This window comes from Streptomyces sp. NPDC031474 (genome assembly GCF_055581185.1).
On sequence record NZ_JBVIJX010000016.1, the window covers coordinates 257657 to 269639 of the forward strand.

Annotated in this window: 12 protein-coding genes; 6 read left to right on the top strand and 6 right to left on the bottom strand. The window is 73.2% G+C overall.

Annotated features, from left to right (window positions below; genetic code table 11):
* Positions 1–261 precede the first annotated feature (261 nt).
* Together ACZ5SK_RS32680 and ACZ5SK_RS32685 are read left to right on the top strand one after the other, a co-directional pair.
* Complete coding sequence (locus ACZ5SK_RS32680) at positions 262–2334, top strand: C40 family peptidase (protein WP_334574454.1); 2073 nt, start codon at positions 262–264, stop codon at positions 2332–2334.
* A 103-nt stretch (positions 2335–2437) separates the two neighbouring features.
* The gene (locus tag ACZ5SK_RS32685) at positions 2438–3631 is read left to right on the top strand and encodes a cytochrome P450 (RefSeq protein ID WP_468576777.1); all 1194 of its coding nucleotides are present in this window, start codon (positions 2438–2440) and stop codon (positions 3629–3631) included.
* A gap of 13 nt (positions 3632–3644) precedes the next feature.
* On the opposite strand, the gene ACZ5SK_RS32690 is transcribed toward ACZ5SK_RS32685, so the two are convergent.
* Positions 3645–3818 (bottom strand): hypothetical protein, encoded by a 174-nt coding sequence (locus ACZ5SK_RS32690; RefSeq protein ID WP_319339921.1) that lies wholly within the window; start codon positions 3816–3818, stop codon positions 3645–3647.
* Positions 3819–4059: 241 nt separating this feature from the next.
* Here ACZ5SK_RS32690 and ACZ5SK_RS32695 point away from each other — a divergent pair, with 241 nt between their 5' ends.
* Together ACZ5SK_RS32695 and ACZ5SK_RS32700 are read left to right on the top strand one after the other, a co-directional pair.
* Positions 4060–4290 carry a hypothetical protein gene (locus ACZ5SK_RS32695; protein WP_334574457.1) on the top strand — a complete coding sequence of 77 codons (231 nt, stop codon included), beginning with the start codon at positions 4060–4062 and terminating at the stop codon, positions 4288–4290.
* Between the two features lie 47 nt (positions 4291–4337).
* A complete protein-coding gene (locus tag ACZ5SK_RS32700; RefSeq protein WP_334574459.1) occupies positions 4338–5009 on the top strand; it encodes a class I SAM-dependent methyltransferase in 672 nt (223 codons plus the stop codon).
* Between the two features lie 14 nt (positions 5010–5023).
* Here the strand turns inward: ACZ5SK_RS32700 and ACZ5SK_RS32705 are convergent, their stop codons facing one another.
* The 5 genes from ACZ5SK_RS32705 to ACZ5SK_RS32725 form a co-directional block, all read right to left on the bottom strand.
* The gene (locus tag ACZ5SK_RS32705) at positions 5024–5596 is read right to left on the bottom strand and encodes a phosphatase PAP2 family protein (RefSeq protein ID WP_334574461.1); all 573 of its coding nucleotides are present in this window, start codon (positions 5594–5596) and stop codon (positions 5024–5026) included.
* Complete coding sequence (locus ACZ5SK_RS32710) at positions 5589–6980, bottom strand: diacylglycerol/lipid kinase family protein (protein ID WP_443041183.1); 1392 nt, start codon at positions 6978–6980, stop codon at positions 5589–5591. Before ACZ5SK_RS32710 ends, ACZ5SK_RS32705 begins: the two co-directional genes overlap by 8 nt.
* Before the next feature lie 59 nt (positions 6981–7039).
* Positions 7040–7183 carry a hypothetical protein gene (locus ACZ5SK_RS32715; protein WP_334574462.1) on the bottom strand — a complete coding sequence of 48 codons (144 nt, stop codon included), beginning with the start codon at positions 7181–7183 and terminating at the stop codon, positions 7040–7042.
* 97 nt (positions 7184–7280) lie between these two features.
* The gene (locus tag ACZ5SK_RS32720; RefSeq protein WP_468576782.1) at positions 7281–9251 is read right to left on the bottom strand and encodes a DUF1996 domain-containing protein; all 1971 of its coding nucleotides are present in this window, start codon (positions 9249–9251) and stop codon (positions 7281–7283) included.
* A gap of 223 nt (positions 9252–9474) precedes the next feature.
* Positions 9475–10314: a hypothetical protein gene (locus ACZ5SK_RS32725; protein WP_443041184.1), complete on the bottom strand. Its 840-nt coding sequence runs from the start codon at positions 10312–10314 to the stop codon at positions 9475–9477.
* Between the two features lie 281 nt (positions 10315–10595).
* Here ACZ5SK_RS32725 and ACZ5SK_RS32730 point away from each other — a divergent pair, with 281 nt between their 5' ends.
* Together ACZ5SK_RS32730 and ACZ5SK_RS32735 are read left to right on the top strand one after the other, a co-directional pair.
* Positions 10596–11003, top strand: a complete 408-nt coding sequence (locus ACZ5SK_RS32730; protein WP_334574464.1) for a cupin domain-containing protein — start codon at positions 10596–10598, stop codon at positions 11001–11003.
* A gap of 248 nt (positions 11004–11251) precedes the next feature.
* Positions 11252–11905, top strand: coding sequence for a lipoprotein (locus ACZ5SK_RS32735; RefSeq protein ID WP_334574466.1), 654 nt, complete (start codon positions 11252–11254; stop codon positions 11903–11905).
* Positions 11906–11983: the final 78 nt, after the last annotated feature.

Sequence of the window (11983 nt, forward strand, 5' to 3'; positions counted from 1 at the left end):
CGCACAGCCGTTCGGCGGTCCACGGGCGAAGAGAGACGAAGGTCACGAATACGTATCGGACATTTAGCGTTTCAATCTTCACACCAGTCACACAAGTTGGCTAAGTTGACGCCCAGACCGCATGAACGACTCTGGCACGACCGCCAGGTCAAGCGGCCCAACAGCCCGACAGGGCACAGAGCTTGGGACGCCCTCGACTCGGGGAGCGTCCGGATCCGCGGGCCGGTTCCGCCCGCGGAGCACGGAAGGAGTACGTCTTCCATGGCGACGGAGGCCGACGAGCCCAGCCGAGCGGAGATCCAGCAGGCGGTCAACGCGCTGTACGACCGGGCCGAGAACGACACCGGGAAACACAACGTGACACGCGCTCAGTCGAGCGGCGGCCGCCGGTCCGGCATCTCTCTGACCCGGGGGCGCGGAGGGGCCGACCCGTCGTTGGAGGCAGTGACCCGCAAGTGGTTCGACGGGGCGCGCAACAGCATTGGTCCCACGGTCCCGGCAGTCCTGCCCAGCGACCGGATGCCGGCCCGTCCCCTCACCCCGTCCGCTCCCCGGGTGCCGAAGGAACTGGAGAGGGCCTTCGAGGGCAGTGCCTCGCGTGCGCGGCTCGAACTGGAAGCGCCCGAGCGCCGGGTACCGGAGCTGACCGCGCGAGCCGTCGCCGCGCTGCCCCCGGCGGCCGAGCAGGCGCCCGAGGCGCGCCGGGCGGAGCCCAAGGCCCTGGCGTTCGTGTCCCAGCCGTCGCCCGCGCCGTCGATGACGCAACCGATGCGTCAGCCGTTGAGACCGTCTGCCGCCCCGGCGGCGCCTGGCCCTGACGCGGCGACAGAGCTCGGCGGAGGCGGCGGCGACCAGCTGCCCGAGTTCAAGATCATGACGCCGGGCGCGGGCTCCGCACTCGGCGGCGGTGAGCGCGCGTCCGCGTTCCCGACGTCCGAATTCGGCGTCGCCAAGCCCGCGTTCAGCTTCCCGATGCCCGAAGTCGATCCCACGACGGGCACGTTCATCCTTCCCGACTTCGATGCCATGGACGCCGGCCCGGCGTCGGGTGCCCCGGCTCCGCAGAACGGCTCCGACACCGGCCCGTTCGCCTTCCCCATGCCGGACACCGCCGCGACCACGCCCGCGGCCGGCACCCCGATGCCCCAGGCCTCAGCGGCACCCGGGTTCAGCTTCCCCATGCCGGAAGCTGCCGCCGCCGCACCGGACTTCGGTGCCCCGATGCCCCAGCCCGGGCCGGCGCCCGACTTCAGCTTCCCCATGCCGGACGCCGCCGCCACACCGGACCGCGGCACCCCGATGCCCCAGGCCCTCCTCGCGACGGGCTCGTTCGGCTTTTCCATGCCCGACGCCGCGATGGCCCAAGCCGGGCCGGGAACCGGCTCGTTCGCCTTCCCGATGCCCGACGCCGGTCTCACCACCCCGGCCGCCGGCATCCCGGTCGTCGCTGCCGCGCAGGCCGGGGTCGGCTTCCCGTCCTCCCAACCCGATGCGGCGCAGCCTCCGTTCAGCTTCCCGTATCCCGCGGCCGACGCCACCGCGTCGGCCACCGGATTCCCGATGCCCCAAGCCGGACCGGAAACCGGCTCGTTCGGCTTCCCCCCGCAGGACGCCTTCTTCGCCGCACCCCCGGCGAGCGCCGCGATGCCCCAGGTCGGCTTCGCGACGCCGCCTGCCGGCATCCCCGTGCCCGAGGCGGCCCTGACCGCGGCTACGGCGGGCCTGTGGGAACCCGAACTCGTGGGCGCCGCCGCCGTGTCCGGATACCCGGCTCCCGGGGTCGGCGTCGCCGCCCCGATGCCGGGCATGGCCCTCCCCGTGACGGACGTCATGGGGGCGGCGATGGGCACCCCCGCGGGGCCGGTTCTCGTGGCGCCCGCACCCGCGCCGGCGCCGATGCCTGCTCCGGCCCCGATGCCCGCTCCCACCGCGGCCCCCGTCGGCACGACCTTCAGCGCGACCGGCACGGCCTATCTGGGCAAGGCGGACAAGGCCCTCGCCTTCGCGCGTGCGCAGATCGGGCGGCCCTGCCTCCCGGGCGCCACAGGACCGGAGTCGTACGACTGCTCCAGCCTCACCCAGGCCGCCTGGCTGGCCGCCGGGGTGAGTCTGCCGCGGTCCGCCATCGATCAGGCGAAGGCCTTCACCCGGGTCGGCCTGGACGAGCTCCGCCCCGGCGACCTGGTGTTCTTCCACGACGACCTCAGCCACGTCGGCCTGTGCACGGACGGCGCCACGATGGTCCACGCCCCGGGTCCGGGTGCGTACATCCGCGAGGAGGCGATCCTCCCGTTCGGAGAGGGTGCGCTGCGTGGTGCCGTCCGGCCCGCTTGAGCGGGCCGCCTCCGTGCCGGGGTGTGGCCGGTAAAGAGGCATCGCGGGGCCGCTCGTCCCGGTGACACTGGCCTTCGGGGCGGCGAACCGGGAGGGCGGTCCGATGGGGGACGCGCGGGACAGCGTGCGCAAGGTCGAGCGAGGGGGCGGCCGGCCGGGCTGTCCGGTGCGCCGCGGCGCGGACGGGAGCTGGGAGGTCCGGGGATACGCCGCCGCCCGTGAGGTCCTGCGTGCCACAGAGACCGTCCAGGCCGGTCTCGGGATCGAGACGGTGGAGAAACTGCCGTCCCGGATCCGGCGGCCCGTGCTCTACCAGGACGGCCCCGGGCACCGTGAACAGCGGCGGCAGACCGCCCGGTTCTTCACACCGCGGCACGTGGACACGCACTACCGCGAGCTGATGACCCGGGTCGCCGAGGAGCAGGTGGCGGTGGTGCGGGCCGCGGGCACGGCACAGTTGTCCGACCTGAGCTTCACCATGGCGATCGAGGTGGTGAGCGACATCCTCGGGCTCACACACAGCCGGCCGGGCCTGAAGTCGCGGCTGGAGCGCTTCTTCCCCGAGGAGTTCGGCCGGCCCGGGCTGACCAGCCTGCACGGCCTGCGCTGGCTGCTGCGTCAGAACGCGAACTGGCTGCGCATCCACCTGGCCGACGTCCGCCCGGCGATCCGCGCGCACCGGGGCCGGGAGCGGGAGCGGGACGACCTGATCGCGCATCTGCTCGCCGAGGGGTGCTCGGGCGCGGAGATCCTCGGCGAGTGCCTGACCTACGCCGCGGCGGGCATGGTCACCACCCGTGAGTTCATCTGCGTCGCCGCCTGGCACCTGTTCGACGACCCGCGCCTGCTGGAGCGCTACCGTGCGGCCGAGGAGCCGCAGCGGCTGGAACTGCTCCGGGAGATCCTGCGGCTGGAGCCCGTCGTGGGCCGTCTGTCGCGCCGCACCACGGCTCCGATGCGGGTCGGCGGGGCGTCCGTCGGCGCCGGGGAGCTGATCACCGTCTTCGTCGACGAGGCCAACGCCGATCCGGACGTCGTGGGCCGCGCCCCGTGCCTGCTGCGCCCGGGCCGGGAGCTGGAGCTGGGCCCGGGGGCGGCCGGGCTGGCCTTCGGGGACGGCGCCCACCGCTGTCCGGGCGCCGGGGTCGCCGTACTGGAGGCGGACGTCCTGCTCAGCAGGCTCTTCGCGCTCGACGGTCTGCGGATGACCGGCTCACCGCGGGTCTCGTTCAAGGACGAGATCGGCGGCTACGAGATCAGGAACCTGACGGTGACGGTGCCCCCGCGGCGGGGCTGAGCCGTCGGTTTCCTCAGCGCGCCGTGGAGTTCGGGCGCGCCTGGGCTCTTCTGGCGTTGTTGTAGATGCGCAGCAGGTGCTTGGAGACGGCGCACGGCGACATGTCGAAGTGGCACTGACGGCACGTGCGCACGTGCTCCTCGTAGGCGGTGCGGGCCTCTTGCAGGGCATCCTCGGGAGAGGGCATGGGGGGTCCTCCGAACGGAAACGGCGGTTACCGGGGCCGTACCTACTCACCAGTAGGCCCACGTCAAGAGGATTGCATCATGTTACTTACGGTAGCCGAAAATAGGATTCCGGCCGGTTCCTGGAACCGTCTGCACCTCCCTGGCGTGAACTGATCAGTTCGTGACGACCAACGGGGGTGCCGGATGCGGTGGGGAGCCAGGCGACGACAGAGCGCGTCCGAGGGGGACGGTCGCGAGCGCGTGGTGCAGGAGCTGCACTCCGCGGGGGCCCGGGCGCGGCTGGGCGGCCGGCATCCGCTCACCCTGCGGCTCTCGGTGTCGTACGCCCTGTTGGGGTGTGCGGAGCCGGGTGGGGTCGATCGCGCCGAGCGGGCGGTGGCCGAGGCCGCCCGCCTGCTGGGCGAGGGGCATCCCACCGTCCGCGACGCCCGCGCGCTGCTGGCCCTGCTCGACTCGGGCGGGGCGGGATGAACGGCCCTGCCGACGCGCCGTTGTGAGGCCCCCTCAGGAGTGCGAGGATGCGCGGACCTGCACGACACGACGGGGAGGCCGGCTTGACGGACGAGGACGACCGGCAGCGGGCGGCGCGCGTGTTCGACGCCCTGGGAGCCGCGTACGAGAAGGCGTTCGCGCACGCGGAGGCGCACCACCGCTCCCTGGAGTGGCTGCTCGGCCGCCTCGCACCGGGCAGTCGGGTGCTGGACGTCGGCAGCGGGACCGGGCGGCCCACGGCCGAGACCCTCGCCCGGGCGGGTCACCGGGTGCTGGGCGTGGACGTCTCCCCCGTGATGGTCGACCTCGCCGCGCGCCAGGTGCCGCAGGCGACGTTCCGCTGTGTCGACGTGCGTGAACTTCCTCTGGAGGAAGGCTCGTTGGACGCGGTCTGCGTGTACTTCTCGCTGCTCCAGATGGAGCGTGAACAGCAGAGCGCCCTGATCGGCAGGCTGTCGCGGACGCTGCGGCCCGGCGGCAGTCTCGTGCTCGCCACCGTGCCGCTGGACGTGCAGGGGGTCGACGCCGTGTTCATGGGGCAGCCCGTGCGGGTGACCAGCTTCGCGGGCGGGGATCTCGTCGACGTGGTCGCGGGCGCCGGACTGACCGTCCTGGCCGAGGAGAACGTGCTGTTCACGCCCGACCATCCCGAGGCCGTGCCCGAGCCCCACCTCTTCCTCTGCTGCGCCAGGCCGTAGGGCCGTAGGGGCGCTCAGACGTCGGCGCGGGCGGCGAGCGCCAGGACCAGCGCCGCCGCGCCCGTGCCCAGCAGCGCGCCGGCCACCACGTCACCCGGATAGTGCACACCGGTGTGGACCCGCGAGTAGCCGACCGCGCAGGCCAGCAGGCCCAGCGGGACCGCGGCGACCGGCAGGGCCGGGCCGACGGCGGCGGCGAAGGCGACGGCCGAGGCGGTGTGGCCGGACGGGAACGACGCCGACTGCGGCATCGGCACATGCCGGCCCGGGAACGGCGAGTCCTCGGCCCGGTGCGGTCGCGGACGCCGGACGAGCTGCTTGCCGAGCAGGTTGGCGGTGGCCGAGGCGACGCCGATGGCCGCGACGCCGAGGGCGGCTGCCCGGCGCGGGCGGCCGCCGCGCAGGGCGAGCGCCCCGGCGACCGCGAAGGAGAGCTTGGAGTGGTCGGCGGCGGCCGACAGCCGGCGCAGCGCGCTGTCCAGGGTGGGCGTCCTGGTCACGGTGACCGCCTCGTACAGGGCCTGGTCCAGGGTGGCGAGGTCGCTGACCAGACGTAGGGTGGACAGCTTCTGCCGACGGTCAGACATCGTAGGCCTCCTTGATCGTGCGGGGGTCGGGGTGGCCGAGCGCGAGGCGGACGACGCGTCGCCAGTCGACCGTGGGGGGCGCGTAGGCGGCGCCCGGGCGGTGCCGAGGCACGCGGACCCGCAGCGTGGCGGGCCGTACCGTGCACACGACGGGGGTGGCCAGTTCGAGTGCCTCGCCGTCGACGGCCACGGCGATGCGCTCCCGGTCGGCCTCGACGACGACACGCCGGGAGGTCACCGAGATGATGCTGCCCGCACGCTCGCCGAGCAGGGCCAGCTCGGCGGCCTGGGCAGCGCCCTCCACCCGGATGCCGATCACGCCGAGCAGTCCGGCGTCCAGCCGGGGGCGGCGGCCGCCGCCGAGCGGGTCGGCGCGCGCGTAGGCGTTGTTGCTGACCAGCAGGGCCTGCGGCGCGTGGACACGGGTGTCGTCCGTGTGGATGTCCAGGGTCGGGCCGGAGCCGCCCTGCAGCAGGTCGGGCAGCTGGTCGAGGGCGGTGGATGCCTTGGCGTCACGGTATTCGGGGCTCTGCACTATCTCCGCGTACGCCCCGAAGGAGACCGTGTTCACAAAGGGCCGTCCGCCGACGTCGCCGAGATCGACGCGGAGTTCGACGCCGTTGGTGAGGGCGTCGAGGCTGCGCACCGGGTCGGTGCGGTCGAGGCCGAGATCCATCGCGAAGTGGTTGCGGGTACCGGCCGCGATGACCAGGAACGGCACATCGTGCTCCGCGGCCACGGCCGCGACCAGCGCCTGGGTGCCGTCGCCGCCCGCCACGCCGAGCAGGTCCGCGCCCTCGGCGACGGCCCGGCGGGCCTCCGCCTCCGGGTCGACGTAGGTGTCGTCGGCGCCCAGCAGGACGACCTTCGCGCCGAGCGCCTCCGCGCGCTCCACGAGGCCGTGCTTCTCGACCTTCCCGCCGCCGGAGCGAACGTTCATGATCAGGACCGGTCGGCTCGGCGGCGGCGTCCGGCGGCCGTGCGTGCCCTTGGGCCGGCGCACACTGCGCAGCGAAGCCCGGGCCGAGGCCAGGGCCCCCGCCCACAGACCGAGCGCGCCCACCGCCACCGGCCACAGGCCGGACAGGGCGTACAGCACCATGACGCCCACCGGAGCCGTGACGGCCAGCAGGCCGCCGAGCATCCGGAGTCCGCCCCGGTGCGCCAGCATCCACCACACGCCCGCGCCGGCCAGCGCGAGGAGGGCGAATCCGGCGAGCAGGACCAGCCAGCCACCGGATCCCGCGCCCGCCATCACCACCGCGACGCAGCCGGCGACCAGCACCAGGGCGAGCCGGGCCCAGCCCCGCGCGCGGCCGACGGCGTCCTGCTGCGCCCGGCCGAGGTGCGGCAGTGCCCATTTCGTCCTACGTGTCTCGTTCACCGTGCGCCCGCCATGCCCCGAGGCTCCCTGTTGTGCGTCGACAGCGCCAATGATCTCGATCAATTGTCCATGGCCCAGCACCCTGGCGTGACCGCGGTCCCGGTGCCGTCGCCCGTGTCGGCGACGGCCTCGATGCGGCAGCGGCAGGACGCCCGTACGGGTACGTCGGCCAGGGCGGCGGCAAACTTCGGCTGTCGCGCCACGACCCGCGCCTCGGCCGTCCGGCGCCGGTTCGAGGACCATTGACAGTGCTCAGGGCCCGTCGGCGGTGCGACGGGCCCTGGTCGGAGTGGCGGAGCCTCAGTGCGTACGGCGTGCGTTGCGCCAGAGCACGACGAACCCGGTGATCACCAGCAGGCCTCCGCCGGCCGCGGGCCACAGGTTGGCGCCCGTCTCGGCGAGTCCGCCCTGTACGGCCTGGGGCTGGGTCCCCCCGGGGATGACGACGGTGCCGGGAGAGGTGGTCGCCGGAGCGGTGGTGTCGGGAGCCGGGTCGGCGGGGGCCGGGTCGGCCGGGGCCGGCGTCTGCTCGGGAGCGGTCGCGGGGGTGCCGATCTCGCCCTGCGAGCCGCCGGCGGGCGGCGCCGAGGTGGCTGCCTTGACCGAGGGCTCGGTCGAGGCGGGCTCGTTGGTCGCGGGGGCGTTGGTGGCGGGCTCGTTGTTCGAGGGTTCGTTGGTGGCGGGCTCGCTCGCGGGCGCTTCGGGAGATTGGGACGGCTCCTGCGTGGCCTCGTCGGAACCGTTGCCGTTGCCGTTGCCGTTGCCGTTGCCCGCGCCGTCGTCCGAGCCCGGTTGCGTGCCCGCGCCGCAGGTGCGGCCCGTGTTGATGCAGTCGACCATCTGGCGCATCAGGTCGTCGTCGAAGACGTTGATGAAGTCACCGTGGTCCGTGACCGGCTTGTGCAACTGCTCGGGAAAGGAGTCCACCGCGAACAGCGGGGTGGTCCGGCCGCCGTCGGCGAGGCTCGGCGCGTCGACGTCGTACACGATGCGCTGCACCAGCTGCGGGACGGCCTTGAAGCCGGCCGGGCAGGAGCCGTCGGTGGCGGCGAAGGCCACATGGGTGCGGTGGTTGGCGCTGTCGATGTTGGCGCCGTCCCAGCAGCTCTGGAAGTGGAAGGTGCGCACCACGTCGCTGCCGGCCGGGCACAGCGGGTACTTGTCCTTCAGTTGCCGGTCCTCGAACCCGGTGCAGCTCCAGGACGCGTTGGCGTTGGCCGGGCCGTTGACGAACGCCTTGGCGTCGCCGGTGATGATGCGCAGCAGCCGGGGCATGGCGGCGACCTGGGTGCGCGGGTTGCCGACGAAGGTCAGCGTGACGTCCTTCGGGGTGACGATCTCGCCGGCGTTGCCCTCGATCCCGCCGCCGGGACTGCCCGCGTCCTGCTCCTGGGCGCCGTTCTGCAGACGCAGCACGGGCCAGTAGTAGGTGGACTTGTCGCCCTGGTCCACGCAGCTCGTGCGGGCCTTCGCCAGGTCGTCGTCGGAGGCGAACGCGTTGTTGGACTGGTTGCCGACGTAGTCGTGGAAGTGGTGGGCGCCGTTGGTGACGCCCGGGGCGACGATCACGTTGTCGGAGTTGAACAGGCCGTTCGCGTTGACGCCGCAGCTGGTGACGAACGTGCCGCGGGAGGGGCCGGAGCCGGGATCCGGGGTCTGCTGCGCGGGCTGGACGGTGGTGATGTCCGCGTAGTCGGCGGCGACGGGCCCGTTACCGGCCTGGCCGCCGTTGCCCTGGCCGTTCTGCCCAGCCCCCTGATCCTGTCCCTTGCCCTGATCCTGGCCCGCACCCTGGTTCTGGCCCTGGTTCTGGCCCTGGTTCGGATCCCGGCTCTGCTGCTGCCCCTGGTCCTGCTGCTGCCCCTGATTCCGGTCCTTGTTCCGGTCCTGGTTCTGCACCTGCTCTTCGGTGATCCGCAGCGTGCAGGCGGTGAGCGCTTCCAGGCCCTCAGGGCGGTCGCCGGCCCGGTCGATGGCGTCGGCGATGCGCTGGATCGTCGCGCCGCGCTTCTCCTTCAGCGGGTTCATCACCGCGTTGTCGGCGAAGGAGTTGTCCTCCCGCACGGCCTGCGCCTGGTCCTGGAGCTGTCGGTAGGCGGCGGCGATCTGCTCGTCGAGAAGGGCGAGTTCGCGGTCGACCTCGGGTCGGGCCGCCTCCGGGACGGACGTCAGGCCGTTGCCGACGTCGGGGCAGTCGATCGTGACGGCGCCGACTCCGGCCAGTTCCACGGAGCCACCGTCGGTGGCCGAGGCGTAGACGTTCGCCGCCATCAGTCCGCCGCCGCCGAGGATCAGCGCCACGGCCGCGAAGCTCGCGCGTCGTCCGCCCGTCGGACGTCTGCGCCTGTTCTGTACCAAGGAGTGCTCCTACGCGTCGTCGGCGGCCGCGGGCATGAAATCCCCCGGCGTTATACGCAGGAGCAGGCGGAAGTGTTCAACCGCCCCACGCATTCATAGCAACATCTCAGGAAAACGCTCTGGCCTGGACCTTTGCTCATTGCGCCGATATGTCCGCGGGCGCGGACCCGATCCGCCGCCGGCGCCACTGGGCACGCTCGTGCAGCAGGCCCAGGACGACGGCGGCGGCCACCGCGATGAGGTGCTCGCGGCCGGCGAGATTGGGCTTGGCGATCGACTCCATGACCATCGAGCCACCGGTCAGGAAGAAGACGATGGGCGCGCGGCGGACGACCGCGAGGTACGTGAACAGCCCGACGACCGCCGCGGACGGACCCGTGTCGAGCACCTGTCCGATCCCGGGCGGCAGGCCGAGACCCCACCAGCCCGGCCCCATCGCCAGCATCACCCGCACGGTGAGCGTTCCGGCCACGGTGGACGCGTAGGCGATCAGCAGGGTCCTGCGGCGGCCGAGGGCCAGTTCGGCGACGGCGAAGGCGAGGAACAGCTGAGTGATGCCGGCCCACACCGGCAGGTCGAGTGCCGGGACGTACAGGGAGACCGGGGTGCGCAACAGGGCCACCCACAGGGGCAGGTCACCCTGGACCCCGCCGAGGATCCGCACCGCCGTCTCGCCGGCGGGGTGCTGGGCGATGGCGTGGAAGAAGATCACGCCCGCGCAGGCCACGAAGGCCAGCAGCAGCGCACCGGGGCCGCGCCGGCGCAGCTGCCGTAGGGGGTCGACGACGATGCCGTACCACTCGCCCCGCAGCGTCCGGGCGACGAACGCGGCGGCGGGCGCGAGCACGCGGATGCCGCCGCGCGGTCTGTCCTCGGCACGGCCGCCGCGCGATCCGTCCTCGGCGCTGCGGTCGCGAGGCCCGCCCTCGGCGTGGCTGTCGCGGGGCCGCTCCACGTCCGGACGCAGGATGCTCAAGGTCTCCCCCCAGGCACTCGTCGCACGATGTTTCGTACGAGTCACGTCCTGGAAGACGCAAAGACGGCCCGCGAGGCTCACTCCGTCCGCAAGCCGTTTACCTCACATTTCGCCGGAGTCCGCGATGACACCAGGTCACACCGGCGTAACTCAAGTGGGTTAATGTCACTTCCGTGGAACGCACTGACCAGCGGAACATGACTCCCGCCAGGTTACGTCGCACAGCGGGCCCGACCGGCCCGCGGCGCCCCTGGCCCCCGACCGTCCCGGACGAGCACCGCGTGAACCGCCCGTCGCCCGTGGAGGCCCGCTCCGCCGACGAACCCGTACCGGCCCTGCTCGCCGACGGCCTCCTCACCGAACGGCTTGCTCTGGACGTCCCCGAGGACAGCAGGGTCGTGGTGACGGACTACGAGATTCCGCCGGGCGGCTCGCTGCCCTGGCACTACCACGAGGGCCGGGTCGTCGCCGTGGTGACGGCGGGCGTCCTGACCCGGACCCTGGCGGACGGGTCCGAGTGCGTGACGCCCGCCGGCGGGTGCATCGTCGAGCCGGTGGGGCCGCAGGGCGTGCACCGGGCGGAGAACCGGGAGCGGGAGCCCCTGCGCATCTGCGCCCTCTTCTTCCTTCCGCAGGGCGCTCCCCTGTCTACGCGCGCAGAACCGCCGGACGCCGTCGCCCGAGGGTGAGCCGGGCCGTCCTGCTCAGCGGTGTGGCCGACGGCCCGGCTCCTGGTACCGGAGGAAGCGGTGGGAACGCCGTGACGAGGGTCGGCGCGATCTTGCTCGTGCGGCTATGGATTCCCAGCCGGGCAGGGATGTGACGGCACGTCACTCCTGCGCGTCGCAGACCGGTCGGGGGCTCTCGGCTACAGTTCCCCGTCGGCATCGGGCCGGTGGCGAGAGGAGACACAGCGGTGCGCGTGGGGGCGGGGAACGTGGGGTACAGGGGGCGGGGGCTGACACTGGCGGTCCTGGTGGCGGGTCTGGTGACGGGATGTGGCACAGACGGCGGGCGCCCGGACGCCGCCTCGACGGCGTCGGCGAAGGCGACCGCGAAGGTCGCGCAGCGCGGCGGGTCCGTCGGGGCCAAGGGGTCCGCGTGCGAGCTTCCCGTCACCTTCGACATCGCCGAGTTCTGGAAGGCCAAGGCCGTCGACGCCGGGAAGGCGAGCAACGCCGACGGCGACCTGGCCGACCTCGCCGACGCGCTGCTGCATCAGGGGCCGGTCACCATGGCCTGCGAGATCGACGCCAAGCCCGCGGGCAAGATCGGGTTCCTGCGGGTGTGGACCGGCAAGCCGGGCGACGCCGACGCGCGCGCCACGCTGGAGGGCTTCGTGGCCGCCGAGAAGGAGGCGCGCGGGGCGAAGTACAGCACGTTCACATCGGGCGACGTCACCGGCGCCGAGGTCGAGTACATCGTCACGAGCAAGCTGCTCGATGAGCCGAGGACGCAGCACGCCCTCGCCGTCACCACGCCCGAGGGTCCCGTCGTGCTGCATCTGGGCGGGCTCGACGACGGGGAGCACACCGCGATGCTCCCGGCGTACGAACTCGCCAAGAGCACCCTGCGCACCACCGCCGCCTGACGGTCGGCAGCCGGGCGGGCAGCCCTCGGCCCGCGGCCCGTCCTCGTGCGGCGCGCGGATGCGCATCCGGCCGGATGT